Consider the following 21,551-nt stretch of genomic DNA (forward strand, 5'->3'; position numbering starts at 1 on the left):
CATCCCAACGGTATTGCACGTATTCAAGGTAGTTGGCGTTATCGCTGGCGAGATCAATCACTATGCCACCGGGCGACGTGATTTTGAGCATGATTTGCCCATTCACATCGAAGTAGCGGCGGACCATATTATTGTCACCACGGGCCTCGAGGACCACCTTGCCACGGGGATCGACCGCCAAGGTTTCTTGGAAGTAGTTAGTCAGCTCGCCGTTGACGCGCCGTGCGTCCCAAAGCTTGGTGACGAATCCGTATTGGTTGTATTCATACTGGACCGCACTGTCCTCGTTGGCGGCATCGAACTGCTGGAATACTCGGCCGTACTGATCGTAGTTGGTGAAGGTATGGAACATTTCCTCATCACCTGCCACGGCGAGATTGGCGTCGACCATACGCACGGTGCCCACGGCACGACCGTAGCCGTCAAGTTGGTACTGCTCGTGATACTGCGCGTCATTGGCCGCAAAGGTATCGAAACTCACCCCTGTACTGTAGGAACTGGCACCACTCGCGTGGGCCACTTCGATGAGTTGCCCTAAACGCTCCACACCACTGTTGAAAGCACTACCGTGGGAAGTGTTTGGATCCATATAACGGTACAAGGTTAGCTCGTTGATGTTATCGTCGTTCTCCGAACCGTGGACGACCTGTTGGTACGTCTTACGGCCGTATTGATCGTAGCCGATGGACGTCACGTTACCCCGAGCATCCGTTTGCTGGGTTAGCTCGCCGAAGGCGTTGGTGACATAGGCATACGTCCCTTTATCCGCATCGGTCATACCGGTTTTGACACCGCGATGATCGTAGCTAATCAACGTCTGAATCGTTGTCCCATCCGCCACGGCATCGGTACGCGTGAGATTCCCCATGGCATCGTAGGTGAAGCGGATCTCGCCATCGAGCGAATCCACAACGCGATCCACTTTGCCGTCGGCACGTTTGAGGGTGGTGGTTGAGCGACTGTCCACCGAATTACTTTCCGTCGTACTCAGGCCGTAGGTCGCGCGTTCGAATCGCGCCGAGCGGGCCATATTTATCCTTCCCATTTAGTGATCACCCGTCAACACATATACTTAGTAACCTTCGTGAAATTTGAAGTTTTTTTCAGTAGCGTTGTTATGGCGCCATCAAGAAGAAAACAGTCTACCTCCTCGCCATGCCTTTTACACTAAACTCAGCAGCGTCAAATAAGACTATTGAATAATCTCCAGTATCTCCCGAGTCGCCTCAACCAACTTGATCACGCGCCCTTCAACCTCGATGGTTAAAGCCCCATCAGCACCTAGCGGAATAACAACCTCCGCATGCGCAACCACCTCAATATCAAGCTCTCGGCCAACCGCCAATTTCTTCTGCCAACCTGGCGGTAATTCGCCTGTTCGCTTGGCCTTTTTCTCCAAGCCAGGCGGTAGCTGGTGAGCACTAACGGGCTTAGCCTGCGTTACATTAGCCCCCGCAATGAATAGTAGGCCTGCGGCCATTATTACTAGCTTTTTCATGTTTAGTTTTCCTTACATCTCGGCAAAGTTTACTCACTCGTTAGGCTGCCATCTCTGCTCTATGGTGGAATCTGTGAGCTTGGTTGGTTAATTCGCACCTTAAATTGAATCGCCTTGGAAGAACATCGAGTGGCTCATGCAAAGCCACTAATTTTTCCGAAACGTGCTGCGTCTCTCAACCTCAAATCAACCTCCGATTGCGAGGGTAATCAGCTTCCAAAAAACCATCACTGTGGGTATGATGACTCATCGACTAAAACTGGATTTTGCCGAAACATTTAAGTATGGAGCCCAGCATAAAGAGCATGTTAGCCGCCTCATTAGCCACGGCTATCCTAACATTTCTTGGAAAAGCCAAGACGAGTTCAGCCCAAATTAATCAAGCTAATCAGCAGTATGAATCGACCTTGGCCTCGAGTGACAATAACCCCGCGATAGAGAGTACGCGACTGACATAACAACTAACCGCTAGAATACCTCTCACTTCGTCGGCTCGACCCTAGAACTTAAATTACAGCAATATAATTTTGATTTTTTAATAGGAAGTACCATGTTAAATATTATTTACATTAATTCGGGCCAAAGCCTGATGTTAGGGCTTCTGATTGTTGAACACTATCGTCAACAATCAGAGGAAGCTCTGCTAGCTATAGCAGAAGGCGCTCGACCATTTGTTGAAGAGACGGGATTTATCTATCAAAAGGATTTTTTTCTCCTTGAGGACATCAAGAGCTTCCACGGTGAATCTATCAATATCGTAGTTCGCCAGCATCCTAGTACCATCGGACAAATTTCTTTAATTCTCGATGAAATCGACTTAGGCAATATTCAGGTTTCAAGCTACGAGGACAGCTTTGCGATCGGATACCTAGAACCTCATACGTTTTCCAGACTATTACGAAAGTACAAAATAGAAGCTAGACATTCTCTCAGCTTTGATCGCTTACATCTGCTTGACATCCCCGAGAAGATCGAAGGACAGCTAGTCAGTTCTGAAAACCTTCATCACATCAGGAATTCATACCCTGTTCTATTTCACGAGGCTCAGAAGGTAATGGAGCTCTTTGATCGTCTGCAGATTAAGGAATTGACGCTAGTCGCAATGAGACCTATTGGCTCCGACAAATTTCATAGAGGCCGTTATAAATCGTCGAAACCCACTCGAACATTAGTTCGTATCGTGAATGACCTTATTCCCTACTGTGATACTCAGGACATTGTTGTATACCGACAGGATAAGAGAGACCGCGTACTCACTCGTGGAGCGATAAAACACCTCATCGCCGGCCGCCCACATTTAGCGCTAAACCTCGACGATCACTTATCGGGCGCTTTTGGTTTAGACGCCATTCTTTACCTTCTCGCAATGAGTGATATTAAACTTTCAGTGATATGTTTTAACACTTCGTTTCCGTTGAGCTACTCAAGAATTGGCAGTAACAACCAATATATTGTAGGAATAGACATTGATCGCATTGAACATTACGATTTGGTAGCTTCAGCTGAACCATCGCTCATGGAAGTCTACGACCGAATGATGCGTTATATCGAGGTTCAAGAAAACCCAAGCTTCAGTGTAGATCAATTATCGCACGGTTTATTTAGGATACGTCGGTAGCTAAAAGCTTCTTTAAAAGAATATGAAGCATTTCGTTACGCCCCGCGATTCATTGACGGCCAACCCGTTGCAACTCCTCGCGTACGCAACCGTTTTACCTTTGAAATTCAAGGTTAGTTATTAGATTCCTGTTCAGGCCGACTGCTACCGCAGCTCGGCCTCAGCCAAACACCACCGCTGTTTGCACGCCCTTCACTTCCGGATGATTGGTCAAGGTATCGAAAATCCACTCTCGCAACTGGGATGTATCCACCAGAGCTACATGAGCCACCACATCATAATCACCGCCTGTATGAAAGCTTGTTAGCACCTCTTCCTGTTCATTGAGAAAATTCAGAAAGCTCATTACTGAATCACGGGTATGATGATTCAATAGAATAGAGACCAAGACCTGTAAGTGAGCACCTAACTTATGAGGATCAACCTCGCAGCGATAGCCGGTGATGACCCCGTTTTGTTCTAAGCGCTTAACTCGCTCTAGCGCCGTGGACGGAGCAACGCCTAGCTCGGCTGCCAACTGCTTGTTCGTCATTCTGCCATCACTACCGAGTAGTTGCAGAATTTTGGCATCCACGGCATCTAATGTGCTCATCAAAGCTTTCCTCAGAATAAAAGATCTATGCTAACCGTTTTTTCAGGGACTTTCCTGCCCCAACGTGCTGCTCATATACGCGTTTAGTCTCGGCCAACAGTAACGCATCCATATTGTCGATATCAAAGCCACTACTAAAGCCTTCGCACAGCGGATCAATGTGGATTTTCGCAGCCAGATATAAGTGAGCCATCAGCTCACGAACATCTTCTGTCCCCATCGAGATCCGAATGGTCGTGGGATAAATATTGGCATCAGCCAATGCACCACCGGACAGCTCAGAATGAGAAGTTAGCGCCGGGCATAGAACTAGAGTATTCGTTTGGCCAATACTCACCTGATGACTAAAACAAGGCTCCAGTGCATCAAAAAAGCGCTTAAACGCTGCCACATCTACGTTCGCATTCTCAAAATCGACGGTAAACAGAGGTGAAGGCAACCCAAGATAATGACTGTCTAAAAGTTGTTGGTGGTTAGGATGAGCCGGCACGGCATTGGAATTCACCCGCACCATTGGGTTTGACGCTAAGAACGCGGTAAACACCCGGGTAGCAATGCCCTTATGAAGCATGCGTTGCTCCAGCGTCTTCATTCCGCTCATTACCTCCGCCGCTTTATCGGCATCAAGGAAGGCGCCTTTGATGTAATAGACGTCCCAAAACATGGTATCCGACCACTTAACTCCGTTAATGGTTTCGCCCTTGGGCATAAACATGGTCTCGATCTTGCCAATCACAACCCCCGCGGTGGTAGAGCCGCCACCTGATAGATCCTTGGTGTAGCTATGCACCACATAATCGGGCCTTTCATCGGGGTTCGTCCGCTGTAGCGGTTGGTGTAAAAAGGGTGTTGCCAAGGTTGAATCTAGAATCACGCAGTGACCTTCACGATGGGAGATCGCACAGATGTTCGGCACATCTAACACGTAGCCGTGGGGGTTGCAGGGCGACTCGAGATACACATGCAGCTTTGCCTGCTGCAGTCGATCAGCATGGCGCACCTTCACGTCATGCAAGAAGGCCTCGAAACTCGAGGCATCCAGCTCGTCAAACCACTCGATCTGAATATCCAAGCGTTGGCGCTGAGCAAAATAGTCCACCAGCAGTTGGTGCACGCCGCCATACACATTACGCGATACAATCAACACATCGCCGAGGCGTAACTTATTACTCAAAATACCGTCAATGGCGGCCATCCCGGAATTATAGTTCCAAGCCAAATATTCCTGAGTAAACGGGCCTGCCTCTAAATCAACAATAGCATTGGCCAGCGCGATGGAGGTTGGGTTGAGCAGGCGACTATAAATTTGGTGCGTTGGTTCTCTACCCGTAAAGGCATCATCTACCCACTCGGTACAGGCATAAATATAGGTTGCCGTTTTAACAACCACCGGGGTTGCAGAAAAGAGCGCGGGAACATTGTCGAAAATGGGATAGCTACCCTTCGAAAGCTGTGTAGCAGGACCGAAGTCAAACTGCTGATAGACGGAGCGAAACGGGTTTTGAAGGTTATCCAGCAGTTTCGCCATTTGAAAGGCGAGGAATTTTTTAGCATTGAAGTAACGAATTCGATCACTCTGATCTAGCGCAGGCAGGGTTGCGGTAGTCACATCCCAAAGCGACTGTAAGTTGCCCTGAGCCTTATAAAGATTATTCGTGGTGGCGATCAGCGCCTCACCATATTCGCTGTTCGGGTCAATACCAAAGTGCTGTAACTGTTCCCGAGCAAGCTCTAGGGCCGACTGAGCATGGCTGGTCTTGCGCAGCGGGGAGAGGTTCTTCATTGCCGATAGATTCTTATCGCTCATAGCTATACCTTATTTTTATTCTATTTATAGTAAAATATACCGAATAAAATATAGGTTATATTGTTGATGTTCAATGTTTTATATAATCGAATACACAAATTATAATTTAAGCTCGACCCTCCCTTCGGTAATAGACTAATCCAATTTTTCGCAGACCATGTAGAATGCTTCGTCATCATGATGAGATGAATCTAAGGAATTACCATGTCTTCAAGCGCTTCACTATTTAAGCCTGTTCAACTTGGGCCGCTCGCCCTAAAAAATGCCATCGTGATGGCCCCCATGACACGCAGCTTTTCGCCAGGTGGCGTTCCCAATCAGTTAGTGATTGATTACTACCGTCGCCGCGCCGAGAACGAAGTAGGCCTGATCATTACCGAGGGAACCGTGGTGAACCACGAGGGCTCTAATGGCTATCCCAACGTGCCGCAGTTTTACGGCCAAGGCTTAGAAGGCTGGAAGGAAGTTGTTGACGCCGTGCATGCAGCTGGCGGTAAGATCGCACCGCAGCTTTGGCATGTGGGGAATGTTCGCCGCAAAGGTGTAGAACCTTTCCCTGAAGCACCCGCATATGGCCCTTCTGAGTTGCAGAAGAACGGCGAACTACTCATCAAAGGGATGTCTCAAGAAGACATCGATGAAGTGGTAGCAGCCTTCGCACAGGCCGCTGCCGATGCTAAGTCTTTAGGTTTTGACGCTATCGAACTTCATGGCGCGCACGGTTATCTGATAGATCAATTCTTCTGGGCGGGAAGTAACAAGCGTACCGATAGCTACGGCGGTGACCTTGAGGCTCGCTCTAAGTTTGCCCGAGAAGTTATCGCGGCTTGCCGCGAAGCGGTGGGCCCAGAATTCCCAATTATCTTCCGCTGGTCACAGTGGAAACAGCAAGACTACACCGCTCGCTTATGCGAAACGCCAGAAGAACTTCAGGCTTTCCTTCAGAGCTTAATTGATGCAGGCGTGGACATTCTTCACTGCAGCACACGTCGCTATTGGGTAGCAGAGTTTGAAGGTTCGAACCTAAACTTAGCGGGCTGGGCGAAGAAACTCGTTAATGTACCGGTGATTACCGTGGGCAGTGTTGGCCTAAATTCCGACTTTATGGAGTATATGGTTGAAAACGACACAACATCCGAGGCGCACAATGTCGATGAACTGTGTGAGCGTTTAGATTCTGGCGAGTTTGATGCCGTCGCAGTAGGTAGAGCGCTTATTGCTGATCCAGAATGGGCAACTAAGTTACGCGATGGACGCTTTGACGAAATCGTTGGCTTTAATCGCGAGCAGTTAATGAAGTTAGTCTAGTCACTAGAACTTGCTCTTACTATCAATCTAGGCGAATCATTCGCCTAGATTGATCTCACTGTGACGTTAGTGCATGTGGGTTTTTTAGCCTTAGAACTCAGCGTTCTGGCTAGACAGATACTCGTCGTAAGTGCCCTGGAAATCCACCACACTGTGATCTTTGATTTCAATAATACGGGTTGCCAAGCTAGACACGAACTCGCGGTCATGACTCACGAATACCAACGTACCCTCAAAACCCATCAGCCCCATGTTCAAGGCTTCAATGGATTCCATATCTAAGTGGTTGGTAGGCTCATCCATAATCAATACGTTGATATCTAACATCATCATCTTGCCGAATAACAGGCGATTCTTTTCACCACCTGAACAGACGGAAACCTTCTTATTGATGTCGTCCGAACTAAATAGCAATCGGCCAAGCATTGCCCGAACCGCCAGATCGTCATGCTTTGGTGTCCGCCATTGCGACATCCACTCAAACAGCGTCAGGTCATTGCTAAAATGTTCAGTGACATCCTGAGGGACATAGCCAATCTCAGCATTTTCCGCCCACTTAACGTTACCCTGTTGAGGGCTTAGCTGACCCATTAAACAGCGAAGCAGTGTAGTTTTACCCGCTCCGTTTTCACCAATCACTGCAATTCTTGCACCCGCTTCGATAATAGCGTTGCCTTTGGAGAACAGAAGACCTTCTTCATAGCCATGCCCCACATTTTCCAGCTCGAGCGCTAAACGATGTAACTTTTTATGCTGCTCGAAACGGATAAATGGGGTTTGACGACTAGACGGCTTAATGTCTTCTAGCTGAATTTTATCAATCTTCTTCGCTCGTGACGTGGCCTGCTTAGCTTTCGACGCATTCGCACTGAAGCGCGCGACGAACGCTTTGAGTTCCGCAATTTCAGCGGACTTCTTAGCGTTGTCCGCGTACATTTGTTGGCGCTTCATTGTGGAAGCCTCCATGAAGTCGTCATAATTTCCTGGGTAAACGCGAAGCTCACCGTAGTCAATATCTGCCATGTGCGTGCACACTGAATTTAGGAAGTGACGATCGTGCGAGATAATAATCATGGTGCACTTACGCTGATTCAGGACATTCGACAACCAACCAATAGTGTGAATATCCAAGTTGTTGGTTGGCTCATCTAAGAGCAGCACATCGGGCTCAGCGAATAACGCCTGCGCCAGGAGCACACGAACTTTCAAGCCCGGCGCTACTTCACTCATGGGGCCGAAGTGATAGCTCTCTTCAATACCCGCTTGAATAAGAATCTCACCGGCACGACTCTCGGCACTGTAGCCATCAAGCTCCATGAACTGAGTTTCAAGGTCAGCAACTAGCATCCCTTCCTCTTCACTCATCTCTGGCAGCGAGTAAATACGATCGCGCTCGCTCTTAACCTTCCACAACTCCGCATCACCTTGGATAACGGCATCCACCACACTATAAGCTTCATAGGCGAACTGATCCTGGCTTAGCACACCCAGCTTGCAGTTCGGTTCAAAGGAAACGTTGCCCGCGGTTGGAGTCAGTTCACCACTGAGGATTTTCATGAAGGTTGATTTGCCGCAACCATTCGCACCAATCAGGCCATAGCGGTTGCCGTTACCGAATTTAGCGGAAATATTTTCAAATAGCGGTTTCGCACCAAACTGCATGGTGATGTTTGCGGTAGTAATCAAAGGGAATTCCTTGTGGGCGCACACCGTCAACGTAGGATTACGGTGAAGCCAATAGTAAATGTGGCGCCACTATACGGATAGCGGCGGCGATGAACAAGTTAGCAGTTATCGGTAGTGTGCTAGGTGATTCGCATAGAACGGGAAAGCACAGGGCTAGCTTAACGGCGACTCGACTTGCCGCCTCGTCCACCCGCAGCCCTTCCTTTAGGTGCGCCACGGCCAGCACCTGCGCCTCGTGAAGCAGTTCCTGCCTTGGCCGGCCCCGCCCCTCTACCACCACTCGAACGACCTGCGGCGTTGCGCCCACCCGCTGCTTTTCCTGCGACGGCTCGCCCACCAGCTTTGTTAGTATGAGACCCGCCTTTTTTGGCTGCTGAGCCATTGCGTTGAGCGGGAGCGCCATCACCTCGTCGGCCCGTTGACTTGGCGCTAGAGCCACTATTCCTACCGCCATTTCTGCTGCTAGGCGAGTTGCTGCGCCCAGCCTGTCCGCCAGCACCCGATCTATTGGCTGAACGCCCACCTTTCGCACGACTCCGTTTGCCGGGCTGTGCTTCACTCGATGAATTTTCAATCGCTTTTTCAAGGACATCCAGCTCTTTTTGGCTGAAGTCACGCCATTCACCTACGGGTAAACCTTTGAGGTCAACGTGCATAATTCGAACACGCTGCAGCTTGACTACATCGTAGCCAAAGTATTCGGCCATACGACGAATCTGACGATTTAAGCCCTGCACTAAGGTGATACGGAAACTATTAGGGCCTTCCTTGCTGACTTTACACTTTTTAGTCACTTCACCAAGGATGGGTACGCCATTCGCCATACCATCAATGAATTTATCGGTAACTGGCTTGTGGACGGTGACCACATATTCCTTCTCATGGTTATTGCCCGCGCGAAGGATTTTATTTACCAGGTCTCCGTTCGAAGTAAGGAAAATCAGCCCCTCAGAATCTTTATCTAAACGTCCTATGGGGAAAATTCGCGTACTGTGGCGCACAAAATCAACAATATTGTTACGGTCATCACTATCGGTTGTACTAACAATACCCACCGGCTTATTCAAGGCAATTAAGACGAACTCATCGTGCTCCGGCGGCTCAATCATCTGACCGTTGACGCGAACCTGATCTCCCGGATTGACCCGATCACCTACCGATGCGCGTTTGCCGTTAATGTAGACATTACCTTGCTCGATAAATCTATCAGCATCGCGGCGGGAACAAAGGCCACTCTCACTAATGTACTTATTAAGGCGGGTATCGGTCTTAGTAAACATCAGTTAACCCTTGAATCCTTTGCCCACTAAGTAAACTTCGCGCGAACGCGGTCGGGATGCGGCTGGCTTGCGAATCAGTACTTTATCGAATGATTCTCTAACTTCCTTGAGATATTCCTCATAGCCAACGCCTTGAAAGACCTTGGCGCAGAAACTGCCGCCGGGCTTGAGTACTTTACGGGCCATATCTAATGCCAATTCCACCAAATACATAGACGAGTATTGATCAGCGGCATTCACACCACTTAAATTGGGCGCCATATCGGACACCACAACATCTACTGGCCGACCATCAATAGCGCTCATGATTTGTTCGAAGACTTCATCTTCGGTAAAGTCACCCTGAATGAAATCGACATCATTTAAGGTATCCATGGGCAAAATATCCGAGGCAATCACTTTTCCCTTAGAGCCAACCCACGGCGCCATGATTTGCGACCAGCCTCCCGGCGCTGAACCTAGATCAATCGCCAGCATGCCTGGCTTAATCAACTTATCTTTTTTATTGATTTCGATCAGCTTGTAACTTGCGCGCGAGCGATAACCGTCTACCTGAGCCTGCTTAACGTAGGGGTCATTAACGTGTTCTTGCAACCACTTAGCACTGGTCTTAGATCGGGCCATCTTTTTATCTCAACTCGCGTGGAAGATGAATAGACATTCATCCGTTAAAGGGGTTTGCCGCATTGTACCTAGCTATGACAAGCTGATCAAAGCGGAAAGCTGCTTATATCAGCGCATTTGCCTTCATCATGACTACCTTATCTGAGCAGACTGTCATCCCGTTCGAAAGTGTAGCCTAACTCTATGCCGCAGATGATGGTTCCAAACCTCAAACCTCAAACCTCAAACCTCAAACCTCAAACCTCAAACCTCAAACCTCAAACCTCAAACCTCAAACCTCAAACCCTAAAATAGTCACTTTCGCTTTAGCCCTGTTATACTGCAAGCCAAGCTACTTGCTCAATGTTAACGCCTCTTTCCACATGGACGCTCCCGCAATGAAACTCAATGACTTAAGTAAATTGAAGCACAAGAAGTATCGTCAAAGCTTTGGCTTCTACTTAGTGGAAGGTGAGCATTTAATTCTAGAACTACAAAAGGCGGCGAAGGAGCAACCTCAGCTCTTAGAAACAGTGATCTATGTCACCGAGCGATACGCTAATTGGGAGAGCGACTTTGAGGTCATCGAGGTCTCTGACACTCGGATGGCGCAATTTTCCGATACCAAAACGCCCCAGGGCATTATTGCTCGCGTGCCCCTACCCGATAAAACTCGCTCTGGGACTGAGACTGATGCGTCGTTAAAAGCCATCTATCTGTATGAGCCGCAGGACCCCGGTAACTTAGGCACTATTCTGCGATCACTAGCTTGGTTTGGGGGCTTTAAGATCATCATGAGTCCGAACAGCGCTGACCCCTTCAATCCTAAGGTAGTCAGAGCAAGCATGGGAGCTATCTTTCATGTGCCGATGGAATTTGATGTGGGTGTTGAGGATCTCTCGGCTCGATTCAAGCAAATCGCCTACCTAGATATTAATGGTAAGAATATTCGCACACCGGAGTTCAACCAGCATCAATGCTATATCTTCGGCAACGAGGCGAGGGGCGTACCCCACGAGCTTTTAGCTCCGCTCAACGCATCGCCCTTTTCCATCCTTGGCTGTGGCGCGATTGAGTCAATGAACCTCGCTAGCGCGGTAAACATCTCCGCCTTTCAACTCAGTGACTAGCTAGGCGTCCTCTTCACAAGCAAGTAAATCTCGTCGGGTGCTTGTGCCTTGGTACCCGCTCAATACGTACTTTCTATCTCCTCCCTCGATAGTGCATTCAAGTGCACAACGCCGCAAAAAAACAGTTATTTAGTTATCGCCAAACGATCTATTGATTTAATTTATTTATATCTTTGAGGCATATAAGATCACTGCTAATTATTGACGTATTGGATCTTAGTAGTATGAAAGCTTTACCTCTTGCCGCAACTATCTCGCTACTGGCAATCTCCGCCGGAGCAAACGCCACCAACGGTTACTTTACCCACGGAATTGGCAGCCATAACAAAGCTCTCGCTGGCGCAGGTCTGGCCCAGCCCTCTCAGGCTATTGATGCCGCAAGTAATCCTGCGGCAGGCGCTCTCCTAGAAGATCAATGGAACGCGGGTCTTGCGCTCTTTTCTCCACGCCGTGAATACACGGCATCATCGAGTTTAGCGAACGGCAATGGTGGGGCATTCACCCTCGAGCCCGATACGGTTAAGAGCGAAAGTAATTGGTTTGCTATCCCCTACCTAGCGAAGAACTGGCGCCTTAGCGAAGACAGCGCAGTGACCTTTTCACTCTACGGGCGTGGTGGGATGAACACCAACTACATCGATGGCAGCGCAAGCTTTGATCCTGACGGCCCAGGCCCTGCTGGCGTGGGCACTTACCCTGGAACCTTTGGTTCGGGAGACACGGGCGTTAATCTAAGTCAAATGTTTATCGAAGCCGCCTACTCTGTCCAACTCGATTCGCTAACCCTTGGCCTAGCTCCAGTGGTAGCCATCCAGCGGTTCGAAGCCACTGGACTGAGTGCATTCGGCCCCTACACAGCGAGCTTCGCTGAGAGTGGCGGTACGGTATCGCCTACCAATCTGACTAATAACGGCAGCGATTATAGCTACGGTTATGGCGCCAAAGCTGGCGTAATTTGGCAGGCAACGGACGCCCTATCTCTGGCTACGAGCTATCAAAGCAAAATCACTATGAGTGAGTTTGACCAGTACAGCGATCTCTTTGCTGAAGGGGGAAGTTTTGGCATCCCCGCCTCATTTAAAGTTGGTTCCAGCTATGCATTCTCTCCGCAGCTAAGCATCCATTTAGATGGCGAGCGCACCTTTTACAGCGATGTTCCGTCAGTCAGCAACTCATCAACCCTCGTCTTCAACTGCCCTACCGCAGGACAAGGTGGTACCAATGTCAGCAACTGTGCTGGCGGCGCTAACGGTTTCGGTTTTGGCTGGAGTGACGTTGATGCGGTTAAGCTTGGTGTGACCTGGCAGCCTGAGAGAATGGCCAATACTACCTTCCGCGGCGGATACAGCCATGCCGACCAACCTATTAGCAACGAAGATGTACTGCTAAACATTCTGGCACCCGGGGTAATTGAACAGCATTTCACCTTTGGTGTATCGCAGCAGTTAGCAAACAATCAGACTCTTTCGGTGGCACTAATGTACGCACCTGAATCGTCCGTCAAAGGAACTAGCTTGTTTGATCCTACGCAAACTATCGAGCTCACCATGAGTCAGTTTGAAATAGAAGTTGGCTTTAGCTGGTAGTTGGAATTTTTGAATCCGTAAGACTCGGAGCTTGGGCGGTGGAATCACCGCCCTTTTTTATGCCGAATACAAGGCGTCAGCTAAACTAGCCAACCCTTTTGGCCGCCTTTACGGGCAATAAACCACAGGTCAATCGCCACAATAGCCACCACGGACTGCATAATAATAACGGCAAGCGCAAGCGTTACCTCCATTGCAATCATCACTAAGGCGATATCCTGTATCACTAAGCCAACGAGTGAAATCACGAAGAATTTAACACTCCACAACTTCTTCATAGCTAACCCTACTGACCCTAATGTCCCGCCAATCACAGCTAATGCTGTGCCCAATATCATCCAGCTTGGGCGCGCCGCGTAGATAGCCTGATCGGCCTCGGGTAATGCGGCAATTAACTCTGGGGTAATCATTAGATCGATGACAAAGGCGAACAGCCCCATCAAATTCCATAACACAGCAACGATTGCGACGGGCAGTAGCCACTTTGGTGCAGCCATAACAGACTCCTTATTGTTGTTATAAGTCTTAAAATGTAATTATCAAGAGATAGTGGATGGTAGCGGGTAGGCTACGATGCAATATCTGCGGTAATTAGGTCTAGTTAACCGTGTTTCTGCGAACTTGTCACGCGGCGGTATTAACAGCATCGCTACATATTCCAGAGGATTCAAGCATTGCTGGCCACAACGCCATCCATGTTTCCCAATCGTGCCCACCGCTTTGCTGATGAACACGCTGCGGTGGCAGCATGGACGCTAACCAGCGGATACCAAAGCCTAGGCCATCCTCGGAGCCATAACCCAACACAATTTCTGGGTTGTCGCCGGCACTAGCCTGTAGATCACGCCAGATGATTGCCATCTTGTTATCATCCGCATCCTCCTCGGCATTCAGGTAAGCCGTCAATTCATCCTCGTCACCCACATAGGGCGCCATCGCCATAATGCCGCTGATTTCCTCTGGATGCTTCGCCCTATAAAGTAGCGTTCCGACCCCACCCATGGAGGTACCCAGTAGCCAAATATTGGTTTTTCCGCTGGCCATGGCGGGCAGAACAATATCTTCGCGAAGGCGGGTAACAATAGTCTTAGTTCGATAGTAGCCAAAGTAGGCTTGTGCCCCAACGAGAGAGATGTTGGCGTTACACTGCTCGATAAGACCTACTAAACCCTGCTCTTCATACTCTTCTACCCATTGGGCAGCACCCGGTAACATCACCACCAGCGTATCACTACCTTCTGGGTCACTGTAGACAACCACGTCCATTGGCGCCTTAGCCGGGGCAATGAATGTGCAGGCCGAGAGTATTAGACCCAGCGCAGCCCCCACTGCAACTGATAATTTCAAACTCAATTTTTTGCTAATCATACGCTCGCCTCTGCTCTTGCTAACCAGAGCTTCTTCCTATATCGCTAACTACAGTCTCTTCCAATCTTGGTTTAGATTATTAAGATCTGCCAGTTTAGTTTGCGCGGCTGACTTCGAGTTCGCTACACTGAGGTTAAATGATAATAAGGATCTACCATGGCTCTCACTCCAAGCTCTATTCGCGTTGGCGGGCGGTATCGCGCTAATCGATTGAAGGAATCCTATGATGTAGTGGTCATTGGTTCAGGCATCGGCGGGCTAACCACTGCTGCTTGTTTGGCTAAAATGGGTAAAAAGGTCTGCGTGTTAGAACAACACTATACGGCCGGCGGCTTAACCCATACCTACCAACGCAATGGCTATGAGTGGGATGTAGGCGTTCACTACATCGGTGATATGGGCACCGAGAACACCATGGGTCGGCGAGCTTTTGATTATATTAGTGAGGGGCGCATTAAATGGGCTCCCATGGACAGCACCTTTGATCGAATTTTCCTAGGTGATGAATCCTATGACCTCGTGGCGGGCAAAGACGCTTATATACAGTCTCTCAAGAATGAGTTCCCTGGCGAAGAACAGGCTATTGATCAATACATAGCTTGCCTCTACCGCGTCCGCAAGGCGGTTAAGCTCTACTCAGTTGCTAAGCTGTTGCCACTCTGGCTGCTAAACATCACTCAGCGATTTCTGTCTAGTAGGATTGACGATGACTTGAATCGGCCAACACGGGATGTCCTTGAGAGTCTAACCTCCAACCAAAAGCTCATTGCCGTGCTAGCTGGTCAATGGGGTGATTGTGGCTTACCGCCAGCGCAGTCGAGCTTTGTTATTCACTCGATGATCGCTCACCACTATATTAACGGTGGTTACTACCCCGTCGGCGGTTCTGCCGTCATGGCAACCGAGATTATCCCCACTATCGAAAAAGCGGGCGGTGATGTATTCACCTACGCCTCGGTAGAGGAAATCTTAGTAGACAATAACCGAGTCTCCGGGGTTCGCATGGCCGATGGACACACCATTCCCTGTGCCACGGTAGTTAGCGCGGCGGGAGTGATCAACACTTACCAAAAACTACTGAAGCCAGAAGTGGTTCCGCCTAAGGTAGTTGAAAATATGCGCCATGTTGAACCGTCAATGGCCAGTGTCTGTCTCTATATTGGTTTGCAGGAAACGGCTGAGGCGCTCGAGCTGCCCAAGACGAATCTATGGCTCTACCCCAGCGAACGTTTTGAAACGCACGTAGACGAATTTCTGAAGGATCCCGAGAGCCCTCACCCACTCGTCTATATTTCCTTCCCCTCGGCTAAAGATCCGGACTTCCTCAATCGTTATCCGGGACGGTCGACCATTGAAATTGTCGCTCCGGGATTACATGAGACCTTCGCACCTTGGGCTGATAAACCTTGGGGTAATCGCGGCGAGGATTACGAGGCGCTAAAGGAATCAATTTCTCAGCGCTTACTGGAACAACTCTACTCTCAACTGCCGCAGCTTCGCGGCAAGATTGATTACTATGAACTTTCAACCACGCTTTCTACCGATTACTTCTGTCGCTACGAGCAGGGGCAGATCTATGGGTTGAACCATGACCCTAAACGCTTTGACCAGGCATGGCTCAGGCCGAAGACTCCCATTAAGGGCCTATATCTTTCCGGGCAGGACGTGATGACCTGCGGAGTGGTAGGAGCCATGATGGGCGGGGTACTCTGCGCGATTCAACTCGGCGGCCGAAGCTCCTTGAAGCTCGCGAAGCAGATTTTTGCGAAAGCATCTTAGGTCAGTGAATGGTTAAGCCCATCGATAGCCTGTTAAAAAGAACAAGCTCGCCACGAGATCAAGGGTCACAGGTCTTCGTCGTAATGACCTGTGATCCCACTCATCCTTCGATAAAGGCCTGAGGATTCGGCTAACGTTAATCGCCAACGCCCCGTCAATTAATAGAAGTCGCCTGCAGCGCCCGGAAAGACAACTGGGCTCTCATGCCCCCCTGCTGACACCGAGCTTACGCCGAATAGATAATTATCAATAACCATGTTCTCTACGGTGAATTCGCTTACATCACCCACCCAGCGGGAATGAGTCCATTCAGATTCCGTAGTTAGCCTCCAATGAACACGATAGCCAACCGCACCCGCAACGGGCTGCCAATTTAAAGTTGTGCTTGGCGCCACTTGGCCCGATATTGTCACGTCGGCCGGCGGAGCAGGTGCCCAAGCCAAGGCAGCTAATGACAGCGTATTCAGTGAGGTCAGTTTGGCATTGAAATCAAAGTCCACATACTCAATGGTATCGCCGTAGTGCCGTCCATCTTCATTACGAAGATCTTGATGTTGGCGGTCATAGTGCTCGTTAACTTCCATGATTCTAACCGCCGGATAGCCAGCCTGGTTAAAGGGAAAGTGATGCCCACCTCGCCCGAATCGATCTAAACGGTAAACCAACATCACATCTAAGTTGGTCATGTACTGGTCTGCCTGCACCTTGATAAAACGCGCTAAGTTTCGGGAAGCTGAATCATTCTCTCCGCCGCTGAAATAGCGTTCGCGAGCCTCTTCGGGGGTTTCACTAATTTTTACCCCTTCGGAAAAAACTCTGACACTGTGATTATTAATGACACCATTGATGCCCGCGATATTACCAATCATGTCGTTATTAATCACCGCCTGCAGGTGCCAGTCTTTACCGGCAGCATAATCCGCTAAGATTTTTCCACCATATAGGCCTTGCTCCTCACCAGACAGTGCAGCAAACACCACATTTCCCTCAAATTCATACTGCGAGAGGACCCGAGCAGCCTCAAGAACTCCGGCGACACCTGAGGCGTTGTCATTCGCTCCCGGCGAACCTGAAGTACTATTTAGCGGGTCGCTCACACGCGAATCGATATCTCCTGACATGACGACATAACGATTCGAATCTTCACGCCCTTTAAGAACCGCGATCACATTGACGATCTCAGTGGGCGTTGGTATACGCCGACCTTCAACGGTATCGCTAACTAATCGTACCTCGAGGCATCCTCCGCATGCAGCTGAAATAGCCATAAACTCATCGGTAATCCAACGTCTAGCGGCACCAATCCCCGAATCATCGGAATCCGTTTCACTTAAACTGTGACGCGTTCCAAAGCCCACTAATTTCTCAACATCTTGATGCAGTCGCTCAGCATTAGCCGATTGGCCAATATCGTATAACCTGATGTCTTCCGCCGGCGGTACAGACTGAGCACTCGCGAATGGGATAGAGAGAAGCGATATTGTTGTCGCTACAATTATTTTGTTAAACGTCATCTGGGGAGTCGCCTTTTTGCATTCGATAAGCTTTACTGTACGATATAATATCGATATTGGTCTAATAAATGAGAGGGGTTTCGTGAAACGCTATTCTAGCTTTAACGATTTTTGGCCGCACTACGTGCGCGAACATGCGAAGCCGTCTACTCGAGCGCTCCACTTTGCTGGCACCTCGCTTATTTTTCCGCTTATCTATCTTGGCGTTACCAGCAGCATTTACTGGTTTATAGCTATCCCTTTTATTGCGTATGGTCTCGCTTGGACAGGTCACTTCTTTATTGAGAAGAATCGACCCGCAACCTTCCAATATCCATTGTGGTCTCTTCGGGGGGACTTCAAAATGTTCGCATATATGCTTCGGGGCAAAATGCCTGAAGAAGTTAACCGTTGTCGAGAACTAAACCGTGAAGATAGTTAACACCTCTCTACCCTCTCTTCTACTCCTTGTCGTCGCGCTGGTTGCATCAACTCAAGCAACGGCGGATTGTCCCCCTGCAGAGGAGCGACCATGCATTGGCTTAGTCCTCGGCGGAGGCGGTGCAAGGGGAGGTGCGCATGTAGGAGTACTCAAGGTACTAGAGGAAGAAGGCATTCCGATTGATATTATTACTGGTACGAGCATTGGGTCCTTCATCGGTGGTCTCTATGCCATGGGGAAGACGCCTGAAGAAATTGAAGAAATCCTTAATTCTACTGCTTGGGAAGAGGGGCTTAATGACTCGGTGAAACGTGAGGATATGCCATTTCGACGCAAGCGCCAAACCGATGAATTCCCCATCAATCCCGAGATTGGTTTCGATGGCGCTGAAATCAAATTTCCTAAAGGCGTAGCACAAGGGCAGCGTATGGGCGAGCTCATACAACGTTCTGTTGGCAGCCTTCCCGACCTTAAAAGTTTCGACGATCTCCTCATTACCTATAGAGCCGTGGCCGCAGACATCGAAACTGGAGAAGCCGTCATTATCGATAGCGGCGCGCTGTTCAGTGCCATGCAAGCATCCATGTCCATCCCAGGTGTTGTTCGCCCCTTTGAATACAATGGACGTCTACTCGTTGATGGCGGTATCGCAAATAACTTACCGGTAGATGTCGCCCAGGACCTTGGTGCCGACATTATCATAGCTGTGGATATCGGCACTGCTCTACCTACCCGCAAACAACTCACTTCATCGGTTGCAGTACTCAATCAGTTAGTCAACTTCTCTATTAAGGCTAATGTTGAACACCAAAAGACGCTACTTGGCGAGAATGACATTCTATTAACTCCAAGAAATGACACGGTAGGTATGCTTGATTTCAGCGCCTTTTCAACATCAATTCAGGTTGGCTACAACGAAGCCGATACAAAAAGAACGGCCATTGCAGAGATCGATGTTCCTCAATCCTCCTGGGATGAATTTGCCGCGGAGCGAGACGCATTAGCCGAGCCTGAATTCCGAGTTGTGGCAATTAATGTTGAGAACAACTCCCGGCTTCGAGATGACATAATCATCGAGCGCTTGGGTTTTGACATTGGCGACAAGCTCGATCACAGCGCTGTACAGGAAGGTGTTGATCGTACCTATGCACTGGATGTGTTCGAACGAATCGACTATCACGTGGTAGATGTTAGAGAAGGCCAGATTCTTAATATCGGTGCCACCGAAAAAAGCTGGGGGCCGGGCTATTTAGACTTCCAGTTCCAAATGCAGGACGACTATAAAGGTTCAAGCGAATTCTCGCTGGGTGCAGCTTGGACAATGACCAATATTAATGACCTTGGCGCCGAGTGGAGAACGGTTGTCATTGGTGGTACAGACAAATTTATCTCTACTGACCTCTACTTCCCGTTGGAATGGGCGCCACTCAATCACTACATTACTACCGGCGTCACATATGAACGCAATCAGCTCTATATTGATACAGAAAATAGCCTGCTAGCTTATAGCATTCAAAGTGATGTCACGACATCCCTAGGACAAGGCTGGAATTTCGGTGACAGATCACGAATTGAAGCGGGCTTGTTGTATACCGATGGATATGTCGCGCTACCCGATATTGGCGATGCCGTTTTTGACGGTCGCAGAGTTCAATATAATAGTGAAGGCCTCTATGCTGAATACTTTTACGACAGCTTAGATAGTGCAGCCTTCGCGAGGAAGGGGCGTATATTCCAAATGCGTTTTGAGGATCGTAGAGACTCGGTTGACGGCAGCCGAGGTACTCCGCAACTAATGGAGGCGACTTGGCTGGAGGTTCACTCCATCGGCAACCATACCTTTAGTGGTCAAGTCCGAGCAGAAAGCCTTCGGTCTGACCAAGAAGAAGTCACTATTCGACAATCCGAGCTAGGCGGATTTTTAAATTTATCAGGCCTGCCACCTTCCAGTTTAACCGGTAATCACCTGCGCTATGCGAACATCGTCTACAGGTATCGACTACTGGAAAACGATTTCGGTTTATTTAAATCGCCGATCTACCTTGGCGCAAGTTATGAGATTGGGAATGTCTGGGATAAACGAGACCAGATTGATCATCAGAGCTTAATTGAATCGGGTTCTATATTCACTGGCGTTGACAGTCCGCTTGGGCCAATTTACATCGCTTATGCAAAAGCTGAAGGGGGTTTCGATAGCTTTTACTTCTACCTGGGTAGTCAGTTTTAGTGGCCAGCTGGGGGAACCTACGTTTCTAAATAACCACCACACGGAGTCATAGCAGGCATAATTCTGGTGGCATTAAGAGTACCGTTATCATGGCCATATTTTTGTCACCCTAATTGATTAGGCTCATTAATTTTGACGCCAAACAAATAAACGGGCTGCCAGTGAAAGCGCCACAATACAGATTCCTGATAAAACCGCCAAGGGCATCGCTATGTCCGATAGAGTCGCGCCATCTAACATGATGCTCCGTGCCGCTTCTAGCATGTGCGTCAATGGAAACAATGCGGCTAACCAATGTACTGCTTCGGGCGACCCTTCGAGAGAAAACCAGACCCCAGATAGCAACATCATCGGCCACGTAATCAAGTTTAGTAGCCCTCCCGCTAATTCCTCGCTTTGTGTGCGCGAGGCCATTAATAACGAGAGGCTAATCATGGAAGCGGCTCCTAATATCACAACCAGCAACATCAGCCAGCGCGACCCCAATACCACAAAATCAAACATGAGATCCATGGCGATAAAGATTGCACTGGTTAACAGGGTAACTACCACTAAGCGCGAAACAACCTGCGCGGCTAAAAAGCTGATAGCACTCACCGGGGTAGCTTGAAATCGCTTCAAGACGCCATTTTTTCGGTAGCGAACAATCACGTAGCCCACTCCGAATAAACAACTAAACATCATATTCATTCCCAGAATTCCAGGCACCACCCAATCTAAGTAACGAATGGCTTCACCCGTAACCGGTTTCGCCTCTAAGGGCGCATCGGTTACCGATAGAATCATACGCTCAACCACGTAACTCTTTGGTGAATCACTATTCAGCCAATAGTTTCCGTCACCCAAAATAACATCAATCTGATGATGCTGAAGCCGTTGCATCGCATCCTCTAAATTAGGATATGGAACAGCCTCGAGATACTTTAACTGGGCTACTTCAGCAACGAGTGTCTCACTACTCACCGCTTCAACCACGCCAACCTTATACAGCGCCTTATCATCGCTGCCAAACATGAAGGCGAAGCCAACAATCAATAACACTGGAAAGAGTAGGTTCCAACTCAATGTAGCTCGATCGCGGATAAATTCGATGTTACGCGCCTTAAGAATGGCTAAAAATGCTTTCATCGTATC

General features: G+C 48.9%; 18 protein-coding genes. 7 read left to right on the forward strand and 11 right to left on the reverse strand.

The genetic code is table 11. The features are described 5' to 3' along the window. Positions 1-868: hypothetical protein (locus tag Q0698_RS11850; RefSeq protein ID WP_298636862.1), on the reverse strand; the 868-nt coding region annotated here is incomplete at its 3' end. Positions 869-1,192: 324 nt separating this feature from the next. Continuing rightward, the gene (locus tag Q0698_RS11855) at positions 1,193-1,498 is read right to left on the reverse strand and encodes a hypothetical protein (protein WP_298636864.1); all 306 of its coding nucleotides are present in this window, start codon (positions 1,496-1,498) and stop codon (positions 1,193-1,195) included. Between the two features lie 550 nt (positions 1,499-2,048). Here Q0698_RS11855 and Q0698_RS11860 point away from each other — a divergent pair. Continuing rightward, the gene (locus Q0698_RS11860) at positions 2,049-3,116 is read left to right on the forward strand and encodes a hypothetical protein (protein ID WP_298636865.1); all 1,068 of its coding nucleotides are present in this window, start codon (positions 2,049-2,051) and stop codon (positions 3,114-3,116) included. Between the two features lie 160 nt (positions 3,117-3,276). Here the strand turns inward: Q0698_RS11860 and Q0698_RS11865 are convergent, their stop codons facing one another. Continuing rightward, positions 3,277-3,708 (reverse strand): Lrp/AsnC family transcriptional regulator, encoded by a 432-nt coding sequence (locus tag Q0698_RS11865; protein WP_298636866.1) that lies wholly within the window; start codon positions 3,706-3,708, stop codon positions 3,277-3,279. A gap of 25 nt (positions 3,709-3,733) precedes the next feature. Next, positions 3,734-5,515, reverse strand: a complete 1,782-nt coding sequence (locus Q0698_RS11870) for a PLP-dependent transferase (RefSeq protein ID WP_298636867.1) — start codon at positions 5,513-5,515, stop codon at positions 3,734-3,736. Between the two features lie 204 nt (positions 5,516-5,719). Here Q0698_RS11870 and Q0698_RS11875 point away from each other — a divergent pair, with 204 nt between their 5' ends. After that, a complete protein-coding gene (locus Q0698_RS11875) occupies positions 5,720-6,823 on the forward strand; it encodes an NADH:flavin oxidoreductase (RefSeq protein ID WP_298636868.1) in 1,104 nt (367 codons plus the stop codon). A gap of 90 nt (positions 6,824-6,913) precedes the next feature. On the opposite strand, the gene Q0698_RS11880 is transcribed toward Q0698_RS11875, so the two are convergent. The 3 genes from Q0698_RS11880 to rlmE all read right to left on the reverse strand — a co-directional run bounded on the left by Q0698_RS11880 (position 6,914) and on the right by rlmE (position 10,413). Next, positions 6,914-8,509, reverse strand: coding sequence for an ABC-F family ATPase (locus Q0698_RS11880; protein WP_298636869.1), 1,596 nt, complete (start codon positions 8,507-8,509; stop codon positions 6,914-6,916). Positions 8,510-8,667: 158 nt separating this feature from the next. Then, on the reverse strand, positions 8,668-9,789 hold the full coding sequence (gene rluF, locus Q0698_RS11885) for a 23S rRNA pseudouridine(2604) synthase RluF (RefSeq protein ID WP_298636870.1): 1,122 nt from the start codon (positions 9,787-9,789) through the stop codon (positions 8,668-8,670). Positions 9,790-9,792: 3 nt separating this feature from the next. Beyond that, a complete protein-coding gene (gene rlmE, locus Q0698_RS11890) occupies positions 9,793-10,413 on the reverse strand; it encodes a 23S rRNA (uridine(2552)-2'-O)-methyltransferase RlmE (protein ID WP_298636872.1) in 621 nt (206 codons plus the stop codon). 377 nt (positions 10,414-10,790) lie between these two features. Between rlmE and Q0698_RS11895 the strand changes: the two genes are divergently transcribed. After that, the gene (locus Q0698_RS11895; protein WP_298636873.1) at positions 10,791-11,522 is read left to right on the forward strand and encodes an RNA methyltransferase; all 732 of its coding nucleotides are present in this window, start codon (positions 10,791-10,793) and stop codon (positions 11,520-11,522) included. Positions 11,523-11,746: 224 nt separating this feature from the next. Continuing rightward, positions 11,747-13,108: an outer membrane protein transport protein gene (locus Q0698_RS11900; protein WP_298636875.1), complete on the forward strand. Its 1,362-nt coding sequence runs from the start codon at positions 11,747-11,749 to the stop codon at positions 13,106-13,108. 80 nt (positions 13,109-13,188) lie between these two features. Here Q0698_RS11900 and Q0698_RS11905 read toward each other — a convergent pair whose 3' ends face one another. Together Q0698_RS11905 and Q0698_RS11910 are read right to left on the reverse strand one after the other, a co-directional pair. Beyond that, entirely contained in the window at positions 13,189-13,605 is a 417-nt protein-coding gene (locus Q0698_RS11905) for a hypothetical protein (RefSeq protein ID WP_298636876.1), read from the reverse strand. 127 nt (positions 13,606-13,732) lie between these two features. Beyond that, positions 13,733-14,476: an alpha/beta hydrolase-fold protein gene (locus tag Q0698_RS11910; RefSeq protein WP_298636877.1), complete on the reverse strand. Its 744-nt coding sequence runs from the start codon at positions 14,474-14,476 to the stop codon at positions 13,733-13,735. Between the two features lie 156 nt (positions 14,477-14,632). Between Q0698_RS11910 and Q0698_RS11915 the strand changes: the two genes are divergently transcribed. Further along, positions 14,633-16,255, forward strand: a complete 1,623-nt coding sequence (locus Q0698_RS11915; RefSeq protein WP_298636878.1) for an NAD(P)/FAD-dependent oxidoreductase — start codon at positions 14,633-14,635, stop codon at positions 16,253-16,255. A gap of 158 nt (positions 16,256-16,413) precedes the next feature. On the opposite strand, the gene Q0698_RS11920 is transcribed toward Q0698_RS11915, so the two are convergent. Then, positions 16,414-17,769, reverse strand: coding sequence for a M28 family metallopeptidase (locus tag Q0698_RS11920; RefSeq protein WP_298636879.1), 1,356 nt, complete (start codon positions 17,767-17,769; stop codon positions 16,414-16,416). An 82-nt stretch (positions 17,770-17,851) separates the two neighbouring features. Here Q0698_RS11920 and Q0698_RS11925 point away from each other — a divergent pair, with 82 nt between their 5' ends. Both Q0698_RS11925 and Q0698_RS11930 read left to right on the forward strand, forming a co-directional pair. Next, positions 17,852-18,190 (forward strand): DUF962 domain-containing protein, encoded by a 339-nt coding sequence (locus Q0698_RS11925; protein ID WP_298636880.1) that lies wholly within the window; start codon positions 17,852-17,854, stop codon positions 18,188-18,190. Continuing rightward, positions 18,177-20,417 (forward strand): patatin-like phospholipase family protein, encoded by a 2,241-nt coding sequence (locus Q0698_RS11930; protein ID WP_298636882.1) that lies wholly within the window; start codon positions 18,177-18,179, stop codon positions 20,415-20,417. The genes Q0698_RS11925 and Q0698_RS11930 overlap by 14 nt, the downstream gene beginning before the upstream one ends. A gap of 126 nt (positions 20,418-20,543) precedes the next feature. Here Q0698_RS11930 and Q0698_RS11935 read toward each other — a convergent pair whose 3' ends face one another. Then, a complete protein-coding gene (locus Q0698_RS11935) occupies positions 20,544-21,545 on the reverse strand; it encodes an ABC transporter permease (RefSeq protein WP_298636883.1) in 1,002 nt (333 codons plus the stop codon). Positions 21,546-21,551: the final 6 nt, after the last annotated feature.

Source organism: uncultured Umboniibacter sp. (assembly GCF_947497555.1).
Classification (GTDB): Bacteria; Pseudomonadota; Gammaproteobacteria; order Pseudomonadales; family DSM-25080; genus Umboniibacter.

Excerpts from the sequence above, each read along its gene's own strand:
- Q0698_RS11855 (WP_298636864.1), bottom strand. The coding sequence starts at position 1,498 with ATGAAAAAGCTAGTAATAATGGCCGCAGGCCTACTATTCATTGCGGGG.
- Q0698_RS11860 (WP_298636865.1), top strand. The coding sequence starts at position 2,049 with ATGTTAAATATTATTTACATTAATTCGGGCCAAAGCCTGATGTTAGGG.
- Q0698_RS11865 (WP_298636866.1), bottom strand. The coding sequence starts at position 3,708 with ATGAGCACATTAGATGCCGTGGATGCCAAAATTCTGCAACTACTCGGT.
- Q0698_RS11870 (WP_298636867.1), bottom strand. The coding sequence starts at position 5,515 with ATGAGCGATAAGAATCTATCGGCAATGAAGAACCTCTCCCCGCTGCGC.
- Q0698_RS11875 (WP_298636868.1), top strand. The coding sequence starts at position 5,720 with ATGTCTTCAAGCGCTTCACTATTTAAGCCTGTTCAACTTGGGCCGCTC.
- rluF (WP_298636870.1), bottom strand. The coding sequence starts at position 9,789 with ATGTTTACTAAGACCGATACCCGCCTTAATAAGTACATTAGTGAGAGT.
- rlmE (WP_298636872.1), bottom strand. The coding sequence starts at position 10,413 with ATGGCCCGATCTAAGACCAGTGCTAAGTGGTTGCAAGAACACGTTAAT.
- Q0698_RS11895 (WP_298636873.1), top strand. The coding sequence starts at position 10,791 with ATGAAACTCAATGACTTAAGTAAATTGAAGCACAAGAAGTATCGTCAA.
- Q0698_RS11900 (WP_298636875.1), top strand. The coding sequence starts at position 11,747 with ATGAAAGCTTTACCTCTTGCCGCAACTATCTCGCTACTGGCAATCTCC.
- Q0698_RS11905 (WP_298636876.1), bottom strand. The coding sequence starts at position 13,605 with ATGGCTGCACCAAAGTGGCTACTGCCCGTCGCAATCGTTGCTGTGTTA.
- Q0698_RS11910 (WP_298636877.1), bottom strand. The coding sequence starts at position 14,476 with ATGATTAGCAAAAAATTGAGTTTGAAATTATCAGTTGCAGTGGGGGCT.
- Q0698_RS11915 (WP_298636878.1), top strand. The coding sequence starts at position 14,633 with ATGGCTCTCACTCCAAGCTCTATTCGCGTTGGCGGGCGGTATCGCGCT.
- Q0698_RS11920 (WP_298636879.1), bottom strand. The coding sequence starts at position 17,769 with ATGACGTTTAACAAAATAATTGTAGCGACAACAATATCGCTTCTCTCT.
- Q0698_RS11935 (WP_298636883.1), bottom strand. The coding sequence starts at position 21,545 with ATGAAAGCATTTTTAGCCATTCTTAAGGCGCGTAACATCGAATTTATC.